The following is a 15,847-nucleotide window of genomic DNA, read 5'->3' as shown; positions in this document are numbered from 1 at the left end:
TCTACAGTTACCAGCTTATTTATCGTTCATCGGGGCTCAGCTTAGGCGACGCTAGGCGAGGTTTCAGCCAAGTTGGCACGCGATGGCGCGCAGAGGCACGGCGATAGCGCGTTTATGTCAGGCAGTATTCATTCGTCTTGGGTAGCCTGAGCGACTTTACGCCCACTTCAGAGTTACAGGCATGGCCATATCAGACAGCGATTCCAACGCAGACACACTTTCGGGGCGATTGCTTGCCTCGTCGGTCTTCGAGCCTTTTGTCGGCGACTGTACGAAGCTGGTGAGATCGGAAGTCAAGCGCCGGGGTATCACGCTGCGGACCGCGTTCGGTGTGGTTGAAAAGATCAAGCCAAACATTCTCGAGCGCACGGTACGAGAACAGATGCCGGACTTGTTGCATGAGCTCGAGCCGCTGTATAGCGAACATCGCGCGAATAATGCGGACGCCACGGGTTTCGGGGCCCATCTTAATGCGCACGATGTTCAGGTGGCCGATGCGATTCTCCATGTGGCCGACCAGCGCGCAGAAAGCGTACAGAACGGTACGATACGTTCCGCTTACGGGCGGGTACGTGGGCGTGCGAAACGCGAGATCGTGTCAGCGGTGCCACCGTTGGCGAGCATTATCGAGCGCCATTTGAAGTCTTCCGCATAGCGAAAAATGTGTCCGCTCGGAGGGGTTCAGCGGACTATTGGCGCGACTGACGCGGATCCGCATGCCGCGGCAAGAAAATTGCCGCGGACGTCAGTAACGGGCGTTCAAAGGCCGGTTCGATTCCGCATAACCGTAGCGGCAATCAGCATGAAAGCGCAGCACCGCGCGAAGCGGCACTGCGCCGGTATCAAGCGCCGGGGTTCTATTGCGCGTAGTCGCTGGCCGTTTGCGGTCCTGCACCTGCGGCCGAGGCTGCGCTGTTGGCCGCAGTCGAATGGCCTTGATCAGTGCGGTCGCTCGTGAGGGAGTGTGCCCGCTCCGCTTTGGTCGTTGCATGCGCGCTATACACGCCGCGCGGCGAAACCGTGTTGGCGTGTGCCGACGTGCCCTGCGATGCGCTGGCCGCAGGACTTGCCGCACTGGCGACGCCGGCGCCCGCGGATGAGAGTGCTATGGATAGTGCAACGATCGACAGAGCATTTTTCATTTTGCTGTGAGTAAAGAACATATCGTTTTCCTCGAATAATATATTTCGTGCTACATGCAAATAAATGGGCTCTGCGAATTCGCTTTCAACAGCGCGGGAGATATCTGCGTGGGCCGTTGGTTCGGTTGTAAGTCGCGGTGTCTTTTGCCGACATAAGTGCGGTCAGACTTGGGCCGGCTGTCGCGCCAATAGGTAAACGCTCGTTTGCCGCGTCAGACGCACGAATGTAGCTGGGCACACTCGCCGGAATATTGGGCCGAAGCTATTGATTGGCAGACAATTCAGCCGATATAGAGCTCAGTAATCAGACGCCGCGCAAGGAGCACTATGAGTCTGGGGGTGGGGTCGGTTCTGGGCGTATCGATACTCGGTTTATGCTTGCTGGTCGTATCCGCGTGGCTTGGTCGCCGTGACCTGCAACAGCGCGCTCGTCTTGACGAGCAAACGCCAAACCGGACGCAGAGCCATGAGCGGAGAGGAGCGGTCGCGAGCCGGGACGAAGAACCGCTTAGCCAGCCGGGCCTTGAGTGAATAGGCACTGCCGGTGGAAAAGCTGGAGGTTTTTGCCAAGAACCTGGCCTTGCGGATCGCAGCGAGGTTGCGTCGAGTAGCGGTGCATGGCTCGCTGGCTCGCGGGTTGGCTGCATTCAGCGTCTCCGCGTCGCCTCAACGCTTCGGGCTTGCAAACGTCTTAGGCTGAACCTGTCATCTAATTGGCGACGCCCCGAGCCGCTACCCACGCGCTTAACGCATCCGCACGCAGCGGTTTGCTGAACAGATAGCCTTGGGCCTGCTCGCAGCCCCATTCGATCAGCTGGCCGACCGTGCTTTCGTTCTCCACGCCTTCTACGACGATCCGATAGTCGAGGTCTTGCGCGAGTCGTATGATTGCCCGGATGAGCGTCTTGCCTCGGGAATGCTCTTCCAGGGCCTGCACGAAGCGGCGGTCGATCTTGATCTTGCTCACGTTGAGTTTGAGCAGGTAAGAGAGGTTGCAGTAACCCGTGCCGAAGTCGTCTATAGCGGTTGAAACGCCGAAGGCGTGTAGTTGCTCGAGCTTGGGTATCACGGCATCCAGGTCGCGGATCAGCGTGCTTTCGGTGAACTCGAGCTCGAGACTTTCACCGGGCAGGCCGTGCTTTTCCAGGCCCTGGCACACGCGGTTAACAATATTGTCGTCTGCCAGATCGTAGGCCGAAAGGTTGACCGCGATCTGCAGTGTGAGGCCTTGTTCTTGCCATGCGATGCGTTGAGAAAGCGCGGCATCGATCACCCAGTTGGTCAGCGGACGCATGAGCGCCGTTTTTTCTGCAGCGTCGATCAGCTCGATCGGGGAAACCGGGCCCAGCGTGGGGTGTTCCCAGCGCAGGAGGGCTTCGACGCCAACACAGGCGCCCGTGGCTAGATCGATTTTTGGCTGGTAGACGAGATACAGCTGTTCGCTCCCCGCGAGAGCGTCGGGCAGATCCGTGAGCAGGCGTAACTTGCGTGCTCGAAGCGCATCGCTTTGCGGTTCGTAGAACGCCCAGTAACGGCTGCTGCCCCATGCGTCGTCGGCTGCCACCGATGCTTGGCGAAGGACTTCTTCAGCTGTCTCGCTCGAACGCGCAGTTATGGCGGTCACGCCGAGGGTGGCGCTGGGGGCCAGCAGCACGCCCACGCCGGAGTCGAAGGGTTCGTGAAGTTTCTTGACCAGGGCATTCAACTTGCGCTGCACGCCCGCGCCGATCGAGCCGCTCAGAAAGAAGCCGAAGCGATAAAGTCCGATACGGTAGAGATCGTGCTCGATGCCGATCGCGCTCGATAGGCGATCGATGCATTCGATGACGAATTTTTCGGTCTGTTCGTGCCCCATGACCTGGCTGAGGTCGTGCATCTGTTTGGGTAGGGCGACGTCGGCGATGCCGACCAGGCGTACGGCCGCGGATGGCTGTTTGTCGGCCTGCTTCAGTTCGCGAGCGATTTGTTCGATCATGCGTCGACGGGTAAAGACGCCGGTGCTTGCGTCTAGATAGCCGGCCGAGTCGCGGAGCTTGATCCAGGAGGACAAGATATCCGCGAGTTCGTGGAGCGTCTTGAGTTCGGCGTCCTGGAAGTCGTGACGCGGTTTTGTATCGAGCACGCAGAGCGTGCCGAGACTATAGCCTTCGGCGGAGCGTAGCGGCGCGCCCGCATAGAAGCGGACATGCGGCTCGCCCGCGACGAACGGATTCGTCGCAAAGCGGGCATCCTGCGTTGTGTCGTGGGCTACCGTGTCGACATCAGCATGGATGGCGTGCGTGCAAAACGAAGCGTCACGCGGTACCTGTTCGATATCGACGCCGACCGCCGACTTGAACCATTGCTTGGACTCATCGATCAGCGTGACCGACGCGATCGGCATGTCCAGCAATCGAGCGGCGAGCTGCGAGATACGATCGAAAATGGCGTCCCGCGGTAGATTCAGCAGGTCGGAGCGACGCAGTGCCTCGAGCCGCTCATCTTCATTCGTCGGGATACGCAGGGATTTCATCATACGGGTCGAGTTGCGTGAGTTGCAGCCCGTGGACTATCGACAGGCGGTGTCTCGCGGTGCGTAATTCGGCGACGCGGCCGACCTCTCCATTTCGCACCCGGCCTCTACAAGAATCGGCCCCGTGCACGAAAACTGAACGTTTGCACAAAAACGCTCGCGACTGTCCGGCATGTATTGCTCGTAACTTTACGCTTCGAATAAAAAAAGCCCGACACGCCAAAGGCATGTCAGGCCATTTTGCCGCCGCGGCCGACGATTACTGTCCCATCACATCCAGTTCCACCCGCCGGTTCTGGGCTCGGCCCGCCGCAGTTTCGTTGGTGGCCACAGGGCGACTTTCGCCATAGCCGCGCGTGGTCATGCGCGAGCCGTCGATCCCTTCGTTGACGAGATAGCGCTTCACCGAATCGGCACGGTTCTGCGACAACGTTTCGTTGTAGGCATCGGAACCGGTGCTGTCGGTATGTCCGGACACGCGGACCTGCATGGACTCAGACGACTGCAGCGCCTCGGCCACATTATCGAGCCGGCTTTCAGCCTGTGCGGTAAGCCGTGCGGAATCGAACTCGAAGGTCACACCCTTCAGCACGATCGGCGCCTGTTTCTCGATCGGGCAGCCGCGTGCGTCGACCTGTGTGCCCATTGGCGTACCCGGGCAGCGATCGCGCGAATTGGGCACACCGTCGCCGTCGTCATCGCCGTCGGTTTGTGCGACCTGGTCACCGCATTCTTCACGCATCTCGTTCTTTTCGACATTTGGCGCGTGCCAGCAGTTGCCGGCCGCGTCCTTGTAGACTTCGCCGTCGGGGTTGGTGACGTAATAGCCGGGTTCGGACTCGGCCGTGTCGGGGCTGGAAGCACAACCGAACAGCGCAAGCGCAGCAACGCCCGCGATGGCCAGGCGGCACCCATTCTGAAGCTCCTTCATCGCACTCTCCTCATATTTTCTGATTATTCTGCGATAGCGCCGATGGCGGTATTGCCACCGGAACGCGATTTGCTCCCCCCTCGACCCGCTCTTTGTCATGAAATCGTGGCCGACGGCGCGGTCTTCGCCATACAGACCGCTTTCGTTGGAATATCACGATAACCATTGGGCCGGCAATCTTTGTCTCTGGGGCCTGCGATCGACGATATACGTTGCGGCGCCGACGTTCGATACAGAGTGAGCAGACACACGCACGTAGGCGGATCAGTCTCGATGCATACGAAGATCATGGCGTAATCTGCCAACAATTCGCCTCGCTCGCGTTCGCCCGGAGACAGGCGCCGTGTGTTCACTTTGATGGGGGTGAATGAAACCGCAATATTCCGAGCGCCAGGCGGCGCCGTCTGGAATTATGCTGGGCCCCTGCAGTCCACCGACCGGGTGAGCCGATGAACGAAAACAGCGAACAGGGCAACACAGTTGACGCGGCCACGCAGGCAGCTCGCTGGCGAGCTGTGGTGGACGATGATGCGGCAGCCGACGGCAGCTTCGTCTACGCCGTTCGGACGACCGGAATCTACTGCCGGCCGAGCTGCCGCTCGCGCCTGCCGCGGCGCAAGAACGTGGTCTTTCATGCCTCGGCCGAGGACGCAGAGCAGGCTGGCTATCGGCCCTGCAAGCGCTGTCGCCCGAGCGAACGTTCGGGCGCGCAGGCCGATATTGCCAGAGTGGTGCGCGCCTGCCGTCTGATCGAGACCAGCGAGACGATCCCAGCTCTCGACGATATCGCGGCCGCCGCGGGTGTCAGCGCCTATCATTTTCAGCGTCTTTTCAAGCGCGCCACCGGGCTTACCCCGCACCAGTACGCGCGTGCCTGGCGAGAGGGACGCTTGCGTGAGGCGCTGGAAAGCGGCGCGCCGGTGACGGACGCACTCTTTGCCGCCGGCTACAGTTCCAGTGGACACTTCAGTGGCAACGCGGATAGGGCGCTGGGCATGCCGGCCCGGGCGTATCGCGCGGGCGGGGCGGATGAGTCGATCCGCTTTGCGGTGGGTGAGTGCACGCTCGGCTCGGTTCTCGTAGCCGGAACCGAGCGCGGCGTATGTGCCATTACGCTAGGTGACACGCCCGAACCGCTCGTTGAAGCCCTGCAGGCTCGATTTCCGCATGCAGAACTGATCGGTGCAGATACGTTGTTCGAGCGCCACGTGGCGCAGGTAATTGGTTTTGTCGAAACGCCGACAGCCGGGTTGGATCTGCCGCTCGATATCCAGGGCACAGTCTTTCAGCAGCGCGTCTGGCAGGCGCTCTGCGCGATACCGGTCGGCGAGACTGCCAGCTACGCCGAGATCGCCCGGCGTATCGATGCGCCGAAAGCGGTTCGTGCCGTGGCCGGCGTCTGCGGCGCGAACCATCTGGCGCTGGCGATTCCCTGCCATCGGGTGGTACGTACCGACGGCAGCCTGTCGGGCTATCGCTGGGGCGTCGAGCGCAAGCGCGCGATTCTGGCGCGTGAGGGCTCACGCTGACTGATTACGGTCGCTGTCCGCGAACGGTGTGTCATGGCGCGCCGAGCAGTGCGCGAATGCGATGACGCAGTAACCGGTGGGTGAAGGCCGGTGAAATCCGTTGCGCCAACCAGCCGAGGCCGACCTCGCTGCGCGGTGTGACACAGAACAACCGGCCCTTGCGGACATCGTGCAGTACGTCTTCTGCAACCTGATCGGGCGAAGCGCCTTTTCTTGCGTAATGCGATACCGCACGCGCCTGGTTCTTCAGCGCGTTGCCGCGCATCTGCGTGCGCTCGACGATGGCCGTGTTGATGGTGCCGGGGCACAGGATCGTCACGCCGATCGGGCTATCGTGCAGTTCCGCCGCGAGCGACTGCGACAGCCCGACGACCGCGTGTTTGGCCGCACAGTAGGGCGCCATGCGGGGCAGTGCGATCAGGCCGGCCGCCGAGGCCGTATTGATGATGTGTGAAGTGCCGGGTTGCGCCTGCATTCGCGGCAGGAAAGCGTGCAGGCCGTGTACGACGCCCATCACGTTGATGTCCAGCTGGCGGCGCCAATCGTCCAATTCACTATCCGCGATCAACCCGGCATGGCCGATACCCGCGTTGTTGAACAACAGATCGACGCGCCCATCCGAGGCATAGATCTCGGCGGCAAACGCCGCGACCGCGTCGCTGTCTGCCACGTCGAGCGTATAGGCCTGGGCGTTCGACAGGCCCGCAGCGACCGACTGCGCCGCCTCGCCGTCGATATCCGCGCAGTGAACGCGCGCCCCATGGGTCGCGAGCCGCTGTGCGATCGCACGGCCGATGCCCGAGCCGGCACCGGTGACGACGGCGATCTTGTCTTGGTAGTAACGCGCTTGTTTTGCCATGGAGTTGGGGCTGCCTTTTTTTGCGTCGCCTGGGCGATGACTGGACTCATTGCACCACACCGCGAGTTTCCGGCCTATCGTCGTAATTTCTGGCTACAAAAAGGGCGGGCGTCGTGCGATCGGTCGCTGAGCTGGGATAAAGAATCGCTCGTCTTCGCCGAAAACTTGGAAGTGTTCAGCATCGCCTGGAGTGTAGCGATGAAACGTCGTCATGCGGCCGGAGAGGGAATGCTGGAGCCCGCTATCATGGCCGTAGTACTCGTGGTGAGCGTGTTGGCGGGGCTGTTCTATATGGCGGGCTCGGATACACGATGGCGCGACGAGTCTCTGCGCGCAGAAGCTCAGGAGGCGCCGCGACCGGCGTTACGCGCGCAGCCATCTGCGCCGGCCGTGATGCGGTCCAACGCGCCAGCCATGTCGGCCTACCGGTCGCAGCCCCGCGGATTCTCGGCGACGGGATCCCGCGACGAGCAGCGGGCCCGCCTTGCCGCACTAGAGAAGACTTGTCGCTACTGGACGGAACAGAACACGCAGGGGCAGCACTGGGGTTTGCAGGCCAGCGCCTGCGGGGACATGCAGCGCTACGCGGCATCAATCGGCCGCTCGACCCAAGTGATGATTCGTAAACCCGGCGCACCCCACGCCCAGCGGCATCAGTCGACGCCCGGCGTTTCGGTAGTCATTCGGAACTGCGAACCGTTCGGTTACGGGTCGATCCGCTATCGCCGTTGTCGCGCTGCGGAGAAAAAACGGCTGCACGGCAAATGCCTCAGCCTGCAAGAGCAGATGAATCGCGTGCGCGGAGCCGAGTACCGGCGCCTCAAGCCATGGCGCGAGGCTTATTGCGTCGCTGATGCGCGCTATGTCGTCGTTAAATGATGGCTCTAATAGCGTGATGACGGGCATGAGCGGCGCATTGTCAGCGAGTCCGTGGACTTGATGTCATCTATCGCCTCTCGGTGGCCGACTTTTGCATGGGTGCCAGCCGGGAGTTCACGACGCCTGACCGCTCTAGTAAGGCGGCGCGAAGGACTACGGAATAACGCTAGCGCCATCACATGGTGTCGATGCTTACTAACATTCACGCGATGAATGTCCGATATCACCGATATTGACTGTTCGTATTCGCGAGGGATGCCTAGAATGCGCGGCAACCGAACGTTACGACAGATCGGGGTGCCGACGTGGCAGGCTGTCGTGGGTATCGGTATCCACATTCATAGCGAGAGGATTGACCATGTCCCAGTATTCCAACGACGTTGATGCCATCGCGTCGCTGCGCCAGGCGCAGGGTAGCGCCTGGGCTGCCATCAACCCGGAACATGCTGCGCGCATGCGCGCTCAGAACCGCTTCCACACGGGCCTGGACATCGCGAAGTACACGGCGAAGATCATGCGCGAAGACATGGCCGCCTACGACAAGGACTCGTCGCAGTACACCCAGTCGCTGGGTTGCTGGCACGGCTTCATCGGTCAGCAGAAGGCCATCTCGATCAAGAAGCACTTCGGCACCATGAAGAAGAGCTATCTGTATCTGTCCGGCTGGATGGTTGCAGCGCTGCGCTCCGAGTTCGGCCCGCTGCCGGATCAGTCCATGCACGAGAAGACCACCGTGCCGATGCTGATCGAAGAGCTGTACACCTTCCTCAAGCAGGCCGACGCGTGGGAACTGAACCACTACTTCCGTGACCTGGAAGAAGCCAAGGAAGCCGGCGACGACGTCGCGGCCAAGAAGGCGCAGGAGAAGATCGACAACTTCGAGACCCACGTCATTCCGATCATCGCCGATATCGATGCCGGTTTCGGCAACGAAGAGGCCACCTACCTGCTGGCCAAGAAGATGATCGAGGCGGGCGCCTGCGCGATCCAGCTGGAGAATCAGGTTTCGGACGTCAAGCAGTGCGGCCATCAGGACGGCAAGGTCACGGTTCCGCATTCGCAATTCCTGGCCAAGATCAACGCCGTGCGCTATGCGTTCCTGGAAATGGGTGTGGACGACGGCATCATCGTCGCCCGTACCGACAGCCTGGGTGCGGGCCTGACCCAGCAGATCGCGGTCTCCAACGAGCCGGGCGACCTGGGCGACCAGTACAACAGCTTCATCGCTGGCGAAGAGATCAAGGACGCTTCGGAAATCAATCCGAACGACGTCGTGATCAAGCAGAGCGGCAAGCTCGTGCGCCTGCAGCGTCTGGCCTCCGGTCTGTTCGAGTTCCGCAAGGGCACCGGCGAAGACCGTGTGGTCATGGATTGCATCGCCAGCCTGCAGAACGGTGCCGATCTGCTCTGGATCGAGACCGAGAAGCCGCACGTGAAGCAGATCGCGGGCATGGTCGACCGTATCCGCGAGGAAGTGCCGAACGCCAAGCTGGTCTATAACAACAGCCCGTCGTTCAACTGGACGCTCAACTTCCGCCAGCAGGTCTACGACGCGTGGTCCGAGGAAGGCAAGGACGTTTCGGCCTACGATCGCGACAACCTCATGGACGTCAAGTACGACGACACCGAGTTGGGTCAGGTTGCCGACGAATGGACGCGTGATTTCCAGAAGGAAGGCGCCGCCAAGGCCGGTATCTTCCATCACCTGATCACGTTGCCGACCTACCACACGGCGGCCCTGTCGACCGATCAGCTCTCCAAGGGCTACTTCGGTGATGAAGGCATGCTTGCCTACGTGAAGGGTGTGCAGCGCAAGGAACTGCGTGAAGGCATCGCCACCGTGAAGCACCAGGACATGGCCGGTTCCAACATCGGTGATGACCACAAGGAATTCTTCTCGCGTGAAAGCGCGCTGAAGGCTGGTGGCAAGGACAACACGATGAACCAGTTCGGCTAGACGCCGCGACGGGACATCATTGTCCGATTCGCGGCCGCGGCCGCGAACACGAAAAAGGCGGAGCCAATGGCTCCGCCTTTTTTATGCGTGGTTGGTTTGGGACGGGCCGGGTACGCCGCGCATACCCATGATCTTTAGTCGGCCTAGGAATCCGTCACGGGGGCTGCCGTACTGCTGCGTCGACGTTCGATGGCCCGGAAGAAAATCGCACCAAGCACGATGCCGAGTACGCCGCCGATGGCATGCGCCGCGGTCAGCGCGATCAAGGCTGCCAGCACCACGAATCCCGACAGTACGAGCACGAGCCCGCGGGCATGGGTGCTCTTCGGGCGGGCATAGAAATCGCGGAACAGTGCGCCGCTTACACCGGCGAGAAAGGCCAGGCCGAATACGCCGGGACCGCCCAGTGGTGCCTCGCTGGACCAGCGCAACATCACCAGCGCGGCAAAGGCGACGAGGCCATAACCGAGACAGACCACGAAGAAATCGAGTTCCTGGCGGAAGTGACTGGCCGGCGGCGCACCATGCTGGCGCTCTTTCTGGGAGCGATCGAGTGCGTCGTTGAGCAGGCCTTGCTGTGCCGGCGAGAAGTGCGCCTTGTCGCCAAGCCCGCTCAGGCCGTCGATCTTGTCGCTTAGGGCTTGCAGGTCGGGGTCCAGCGTCATGACGTACTCCTTGTCGATTTCAGAACATGCGTGTACCCCTACTTTCGCACGACCACCGTATGGATGGCAGGCGACAATTGTCGGGCCCGCTTGATTGGCCGTGCTTCCGGGGCGTTGCCGGGCGAGGGCTATTGGCTATCGGCGCCAGCGCGCGCCTGACCGCGCAGCCAACGCTCGATCACGTCCACGACGTATTGCTGCTCCTGTCCAGTCAGCTCGACGTCACGGGGCAGCCCATGCCAGCGCGCCAGGCAACCGCGGCAGCAGGTGCCGGTTGCATGCTGAGCGATGAATACCGGGTGATTGCGCATCGGAGTCTGGCGGCCGTCGTTTGTAGGGTGTGCCGGCGCGAGCCGCTCGGCGACGAATTTATCGGCGTGCTCGCGCACCGTTTTAAGGCCGCGTTTTTCCAGATATGCCGCTTCGCGCCGGCCGAGCTTGAAGCGGCTACGAAAACGCGAGCGCGCCAGACCGGCAAACAGGTTGTCGAGGTCTCGCATGATGCGATTGGCTCAGTCGAGCACTTCGTAGATATCCAGATAGATCGCGCTGTCCTGTCCGTATTCCGGATGATCGGGCAGGTAGGCGTGGGGGCCGGTATGCGCCCGGCATCGCCAGCGCCCGGCCTGAACCTGTGAGTCGAGTGCGGCTGCGAATGCCGCGTCGTAACAGTCGTCGCGTTGGGTGAAGACGACCAGCGCGCCCGGCTGACCGACACGGCAGAACGACGCCATGAGGTCACGTGGATTCTTCACGTAGGTCAGCGTGCCGACGCAGGCGATTGCGGCGAAGGCGTTGTCCTCGAAGGCCAGCGGCTGATCCAGGTCCTGGCGCTGGAGCGTGCCGTAGCAGGCTTTGGTACGGGCGATCGCGAGTGATTCTTCAGAAATATCAGCGCCGCTGATTTTGTCGTAGCCCAGCGCATGCAACGCCTGCCCCGTGAGGCCGGTGCCACAACCGGCATCCAGAATCGGGGCGTTCAGCGTGACGCCTGCTTCGGCGATATGGCGCGCGACCCATTGCGGCGCCTGATAGCCGAAAGCAGCCAGATCCGTATCGTAGCCGGCCGCCCATTGGTCGTAATAGCTGCCGATCTCGTCAGTGCTGGCGCTACGCAGCGCGTGCAGGCTGGTATTCGTGTTCGATTCGGTCATTGGCGTTGATCGTCTCCCGCGTAATTCGAGCAATTGACCAGCTTATGAAATATAGACTTGCCTGCAAGGTGCGATGGGCATCTCTGACCCGCTGAACGGTGAGCTCACGCATCTGCGTAATGCGTGGATCGGCTCGCGCTCGCCTTGGCATAGCCAGCCCGTCAGAGGACTTGTATGGTCTTGAAACAGTCTCCGGGCGGCGATGCGAAGCGTGACCTGGCGTGCCGGTACGCCACCCGGCGACTGCTTTTTTACATGTAACCCAGAACACGACACGCGCCATGACGAACGCCACGATGCACCGACGCCAACTGGCAGCGCTACTGGATACGCGCGACTGGCTGACCAATGCAGCCCAGACCTGCGCTTTCATCAAGCAACAGATCGACGAGCTGAACTGGGTCGGCTTCTATCTGCAGCGCCAGCCGCGGACGCTTGCGCTCGGGCCGTTCCAGGGGTTGCCGGCCTGCAATCCGATTCCTTTCGACCAGGGTGTGTGCGGGGTCGCCGCGCGAACACGGCAAACGCAGCGCGTCGACGATGTGCATGCGGTGCCCGACCATATCGCCTGCGACGCTGCCTCGCGTTCGGAACTGGTCGTGCCGCTGGTTGTGGGCGATCAACTCTGGGGCGTTCTCGATCTCGACAGCCCGCAACCGGCGCGCTTCTCATTCGAGGACCAGACGATGATCGAGGGGCTGTGTGCGGTTTTTCTCGAGGCCAGCGATATCGAGGCAATCGCGGCATGAGACCGCCGGAGGTGCGCGCCGATGTGACCGTTACATGGCGACGCGGCGCACAGTGAACGAAGAAGCCAGCGGCCCGGGGGACCTGTCGAGCGGTATCACCCGCTCCGTGCTCGAACGCGACGGCATTCGTGCTGCGCTTCAGATGAGGCACCCGGATGTGCCGCTGGCCTCGGATGCACAGCTGCGTGCGTCGATCGCTGAAACGAGGGCACTTTGTCCTGCACAGGACACGACAGGCGTCTGGGTATTCGCCTACGGTTCGTTGCTGTGGAACCCCTGCGTTGCGGTCGCCGAAGCGCGCCGTGCACGGCTCTACGGCTTTCACCGGGATTTTCGGCTCCAACTGGATTACGGGCGTGGCTCGCCCGAAGCGCCCGGGTTGATGCTGGGCCTCGTGCCGGGCGGCTCCTGTCGTGGCATGGCGCTACGACTCCCGGACAACGACCTCGATCACGAGCTGCTGATGGTCTGGCGTCGTGAAATGCTCACCGGCGTCTACAAGCCGCGCTGGCTTTCGCTGCGCACGGCCGACGGCCCTGTCACAGCGATCGCGTTTGTCGTCGATCCGACGCACCGTTGTCATTGCCAACTCGACGATCCGGAAGTCGTGCGGCTTTTGGCTACAGGGCATGGGATGCTCGGTTCGAGTGCTGATTATCTCGTCAATACTGTCGCGCATCTCGAGGCGGAGGGCATTCATGACAGCCGGCTCGAGGCCTTGCGTGCGCGCGTCACCCGCTGGCGCTAGGCCTAAGGTTCAGTAGGCTATTGCCGATAATTCCAGGAGAGTGTGCTGGCGCACGCCAACCGTTACGCTATAAAAAAAACAACACTCGGGCCCCTTGGGCGCACGGAGAAGGCATCACATGCCGACGTGGCTAAACACGGAACTGCCGAATGCAAGCAGCCTGGTGGCGCTCGTCACGGATTTCTATTGGGAGCGGGATAGAGCAGGGCGGTTCACCTGTGTCGAGGGGGAAGCGGTCGACGCCGGCACGATCGACCGCGCTGAATGGCTGGAAAAAACACCTGCCGATCTAGGTATGGGCGCCAACGGGCGTCAGAGCTGGCCGGAGCTACAGAGCCACGTTACTACCCGTAGCGTGCGAGATGAAATTGTCTTTTGGAGACGTGACAACGCCCCAGACTGTTATCTAAGCATCAGTGCCGAGCCGATTCGCGATGAGGCGGGGTTTATTGAAGGCTCACGCGGCTTTGGCAGGGATGTCACAGCATCGCGAAAAGACTTCAACGAATTAAGGCAGCTTCGTGCCGCCGTCGATACTACCCAGCTGATGGTTTTCGCCATCGATCGGGAAAGCATGCGCTTTGTCTACGCCAACGATGGCGCCTGCGAACTGATCGGTTGTGATCGCCACCAACTTATGACGATGTCGCCGCACGAACTGCTGCTCACGGACGCCGAAACGCTTGCCAGCCAATACGACGAAGTCATCGAGGCCGGGGGCATCACGACGGAGAGCCGCAGCCGGACGTATGACGGGCGGGAAACGATCGTCGAGTTGCATCGGCAGGCGCAGCTCGTGGACGGGCGTTGGATGATCGTGAGCGTGGTCAACGACATCATCAAGCGCAAGCGTGCCGAATTCACACGTGATCGCATGAGTCGTATGTACGCGTCACTGGGCGCGACGAATGAAGCGATCCTGCGTGCGACGACGCCGGACGATCTTTACGAGCAGGTATGCGAAGCGGCGCTCACTGGGGGCGGTATGCTGATCGCATGCATCATGCGGGTGACGGCAGACGCCAGCCGTCTGACAGTGACGGCCACGGCCGGTGTGAACGGTGCTGTGGCTCGCGATCTCACGGTGCCGCTCGACCCGAGCCATCCCGAGGGTCGCGGATTGGTCGCCCAGTGCTTTCGCGAATGTCGTCAGCAGATATGTGACGACTATATGCAGGATCCCCGTGTCGCGCCGTGGCGAAACGTCGGCGCAAAGATGGGCATCCGGTCGGCTGCCGCTGTCCCCATCGTGAAAGCCGGGGAGACAATCGGGGTGATGCTGCTTGCGGCTGATCACCCGCGTGCCTTCGACGAGGAGGGCGTGGGGCTGCTCAACCGCATGGTCGATAACGTGGTGTTCGCGCTCGAGAATCTCGAGCATGAGGCGCAACGCAAGGCGGGCGAGAAACATATCGAGTTTCTGGCCACCCACGACAGTCTCACCCACCTGCCGAACCGGACGCTTTTCAACCAATCGTTGTCTATGGCGATCGAGTCGGCGCGGCGCTATCGGCGATCCTTTGCGCTGCTATTCATCGATCTCGACCGTTTCAAGACGATCAACGACTCGCTCGGTCACGAAGCAGGTGATCAGCTACTGATCCAGATTGCGGAACGCCTGTCGCTCGCAGTGCGGGCCAGCGACATGGTCGCGCGTATTGGCGGCGATGAATTCGTGATTCTGGTCAATGACATCCAGCAGCCGGAGGACGCCGCCAAGCTTGCGCGCACTATCCTGAGCAAGATTCTCGAGCCGGTTGAGTTGCAGGGCCAGGAATACCGGATCACCACCAGTATCGGGATCGCGATCTATCCCGACGATGCGCTCGATGCATCGAGCCTGCTCAAACACGCCGACATGGCCATGTACCGCGCGAAGGAAGAAGGCAAGAATACTTTCGAGTTCTATTCCGCCCAACTCGAAAGTCGATCACTCAAGCGCATCAAGCTTGAGAATCATTTGCGCCAAGCGCTCGAGCACGACGAGTTCGAGCTCGCCTACCAGGCCAAGATCAGCCTGGAGAACGAGCAGATCATTGGCGTTGAGGCGCTGTTGCGCTGGCACAGTGCGGAACTCGGAGAGGTCACGCCAACACAGTTCCTGCCGTTGGCCGAGGAGATTGGCCTGATCATTCCCATCGGCCGCTGGGTGCTGCAAACCGCGTGTGAACAGAACATGGCCTGGCAGCGGCAGGGCATTCCGCCGCTGCGCATGGCAGTGAATCTCTCGCCGATGCAGTTCGCCGACCATCAACTCGTCTCTCACCTCGAATCCGTCCTGGAACGCACCGGAATGCCGGCGAGCTTGCTGGAACTCGAGATCACGGAAACCGCCGTCATGCACGATGTCGGGCGCGCGCTGGAGCTACTCGCCCAGATCAAGCGGCTGGGCGTTTATATATCCATTGACGATTTCGGAACCGGCTATTCCTCGCTGACCCAGTTGCGCGACCTGCCGGTCGACAGCCTCAAGATCGATCGCTCTTTTGTTCGAGACCTGTCCTCCAATATCACTGATCAGTCGATTGCCCGCGCGATCATCACCATGGGCAAGAACTTGAGCCTCAATGTGATTGCCGAGGGCGTCGAAACCGCCGAGCAGCAAAGCTTTCTGCGTGAGCAGCACTGCGACGACATGCAGGGCTACTATTTCAGCCGGCCCGGCAGCCATACGGCATTCGCCGATCTCGTACGATCCCATCGGGTGCGAAAGGCGCTCTGA

General features: G+C 61.3%; 14 protein-coding genes. 7 read left to right on the top strand and 7 right to left on the bottom strand.

Going from position 1 to position 15,847, the window contains the following annotated elements; all coding sequences use genetic code 11:
* Positions 1-181: 181 nt before the first annotated feature.
* Positions 182-655, top strand: coding sequence for a DUF6918 family protein (locus tag SADO_RS16360; RefSeq protein ID WP_353113352.1), 474 nt, complete (start codon positions 182-184; stop codon positions 653-655).
* An 859-nt stretch (positions 656-1,514) separates the two neighbouring features.
* Here SADO_RS16360 and SADO_RS16355 read toward each other — a convergent pair.
* The 3 genes from SADO_RS16355 to SADO_RS16345 form a co-directional block, all read right to left on the bottom strand.
* Positions 1,515-1,712, bottom strand: coding sequence for a hypothetical protein (locus tag SADO_RS16355; protein WP_353113350.1), 198 nt, complete (start codon positions 1,710-1,712; stop codon positions 1,515-1,517).
* A 139-nt stretch (positions 1,713-1,851) separates the two neighbouring features.
* Positions 1,852-3,657, bottom strand: a complete 1,806-nt coding sequence (locus tag SADO_RS16350) for a putative bifunctional diguanylate cyclase/phosphodiesterase (RefSeq protein ID WP_353113348.1) — start codon at positions 3,655-3,657, stop codon at positions 1,852-1,854.
* A gap of 256 nt (positions 3,658-3,913) precedes the next feature.
* Positions 3,914-4,585, bottom strand: a complete 672-nt coding sequence (locus SADO_RS16345) for an OmpA family protein (protein WP_353113346.1) — start codon at positions 4,583-4,585, stop codon at positions 3,914-3,916.
* Positions 4,586-5,034: 449 nt separating this feature from the next.
* Between SADO_RS16345 and ada the strand changes: the two genes are divergently transcribed.
* Positions 5,035-6,114 carry a bifunctional DNA-binding transcriptional regulator/O6-methylguanine-DNA methyltransferase Ada gene (ada, locus tag SADO_RS16340; protein WP_353113344.1) on the top strand — a complete coding sequence of 360 codons (1,080 nt, stop codon included), beginning with the start codon at positions 5,035-5,037 and terminating at the stop codon, positions 6,112-6,114.
* Positions 6,115-6,145: 31 nt separating this feature from the next.
* On the opposite strand, the gene SADO_RS16335 is transcribed toward ada, so the two are convergent.
* On the bottom strand, positions 6,146-6,973 hold the full coding sequence (locus SADO_RS16335; protein ID WP_353113342.1) for an SDR family NAD(P)-dependent oxidoreductase: 828 nt from the start codon (positions 6,971-6,973) through the stop codon (positions 6,146-6,148).
* A 36-nt stretch (positions 6,974-7,009) separates the two neighbouring features.
* Here SADO_RS16335 and SADO_RS16330 point away from each other — a divergent pair, with 36 nt between their 5' ends.
* Together SADO_RS16330 and SADO_RS16325 are read left to right on the top strand one after the other, a co-directional pair.
* A complete protein-coding gene (locus SADO_RS16330; RefSeq protein WP_353113340.1) occupies positions 7,010-7,852 on the top strand; it encodes a hypothetical protein in 843 nt (280 codons plus the stop codon).
* Between the two features lie 358 nt (positions 7,853-8,210).
* Positions 8,211-9,809 carry an isocitrate lyase gene (locus SADO_RS16325; RefSeq protein ID WP_353113338.1) on the top strand — a complete coding sequence of 533 codons (1,599 nt, stop codon included), beginning with the start codon at positions 8,211-8,213 and terminating at the stop codon, positions 9,807-9,809.
* A 143-nt stretch (positions 9,810-9,952) separates the two neighbouring features.
* On the opposite strand, the gene SADO_RS16320 is transcribed toward SADO_RS16325, so the two are convergent.
* From SADO_RS16320 to SADO_RS16310, 3 genes are all read right to left on the bottom strand, one after another.
* Positions 9,953-10,474 (bottom strand): hypothetical protein, encoded by a 522-nt coding sequence (locus tag SADO_RS16320; protein WP_353113336.1) that lies wholly within the window; start codon positions 10,472-10,474, stop codon positions 9,953-9,955.
* 128 nt (positions 10,475-10,602) lie between these two features.
* Positions 10,603-10,974, bottom strand: coding sequence for a DUF4186 domain-containing protein (locus tag SADO_RS16315; RefSeq protein WP_353113334.1), 372 nt, complete (start codon positions 10,972-10,974; stop codon positions 10,603-10,605).
* Positions 10,975-10,986: 12 nt separating this feature from the next.
* On the bottom strand, positions 10,987-11,628 hold the full coding sequence (locus SADO_RS16310) for a class I SAM-dependent DNA methyltransferase (protein WP_353113332.1): 642 nt from the start codon (positions 11,626-11,628) through the stop codon (positions 10,987-10,989).
* Between the two features lie 281 nt (positions 11,629-11,909).
* On the opposite strand from SADO_RS16310, the gene SADO_RS16305 reads away from it, so the two are divergent.
* The 3 genes from SADO_RS16305 (at position 11,910) to SADO_RS16295 (ending at position 15,847) form a co-directional block, all read left to right on the top strand.
* Entirely contained in the window at positions 11,910-12,377 is a 468-nt protein-coding gene (locus tag SADO_RS16305; protein WP_353113330.1) for a GAF domain-containing protein, read from the top strand.
* A 52-nt stretch (positions 12,378-12,429) separates the two neighbouring features.
* A complete protein-coding gene (locus SADO_RS16300; protein ID WP_353113328.1) occupies positions 12,430-13,125 on the top strand; it encodes a gamma-glutamylcyclotransferase in 696 nt (231 codons plus the stop codon).
* A 118-nt stretch (positions 13,126-13,243) separates the two neighbouring features.
* Positions 13,244-15,847 (top strand): sensor domain-containing protein, encoded by a 2,604-nt coding sequence (locus tag SADO_RS16295; protein ID WP_353113326.1) that lies wholly within the window; start codon positions 13,244-13,246, stop codon positions 15,845-15,847.

The sequence above is a fragment of the Salinisphaera dokdonensis CL-ES53 genome (assembly GCF_040361215.1).
In the GTDB taxonomy this organism is placed as follows: Bacteria; Pseudomonadota; Gammaproteobacteria; order Nevskiales; family Salinisphaeraceae; genus Salinisphaera; species Salinisphaera dokdonensis.
The sequence above is the reverse complement of the archived record's forward strand: the minus strand, read 5'-3'. Positions and strand labels throughout refer to the sequence as shown.

What these genes read in the sequence shown, in the direction of transcription:
- SADO_RS16360 (WP_353113352.1), top strand. Translation starts at nt 182, where the DNA reads ATGGCCATATCAGACAGCGATTCCAACGCAGACACACTTTCGGGGCGA.
- SADO_RS16350 (WP_353113348.1), bottom strand. Translation starts at nt 3,657, where the DNA reads ATGATGAAATCCCTGCGTATCCCGACGAATGAAGATGAGCGGCTCGAG.
- SADO_RS16345 (WP_353113346.1), bottom strand. Translation starts at nt 4,585, where the DNA reads ATGAAGGAGCTTCAGAATGGGTGCCGCCTGGCCATCGCGGGCGTTGCT.
- ada (WP_353113344.1), top strand. Translation starts at nt 5,035, where the DNA reads ATGAACGAAAACAGCGAACAGGGCAACACAGTTGACGCGGCCACGCAG.
- SADO_RS16335 (WP_353113342.1), bottom strand. Translation starts at nt 6,973, where the DNA reads ATGGCAAAACAAGCGCGTTACTACCAAGACAAGATCGCCGTCGTCACC.
- SADO_RS16330 (WP_353113340.1), top strand. Translation starts at nt 7,010, where the DNA reads ATGACTGGACTCATTGCACCACACCGCGAGTTTCCGGCCTATCGTCGT.
- SADO_RS16325 (WP_353113338.1), top strand. Translation starts at nt 8,211, where the DNA reads ATGTCCCAGTATTCCAACGACGTTGATGCCATCGCGTCGCTGCGCCAG.
- SADO_RS16320 (WP_353113336.1), bottom strand. Translation starts at nt 10,474, where the DNA reads ATGACGCTGGACCCCGACCTGCAAGCCCTAAGCGACAAGATCGACGGC.
- SADO_RS16315 (WP_353113334.1), bottom strand. Translation starts at nt 10,974, where the DNA reads ATGCGAGACCTCGACAACCTGTTTGCCGGTCTGGCGCGCTCGCGTTTT.
- SADO_RS16310 (WP_353113332.1), bottom strand. Translation starts at nt 11,628, where the DNA reads ATGACCGAATCGAACACGAATACCAGCCTGCACGCGCTGCGTAGCGCC.
- SADO_RS16305 (WP_353113330.1), top strand. Translation starts at nt 11,910, where the DNA reads ATGACGAACGCCACGATGCACCGACGCCAACTGGCAGCGCTACTGGAT.
- SADO_RS16295 (WP_353113326.1), top strand. Translation starts at nt 13,244, where the DNA reads ATGCCGACGTGGCTAAACACGGAACTGCCGAATGCAAGCAGCCTGGTG.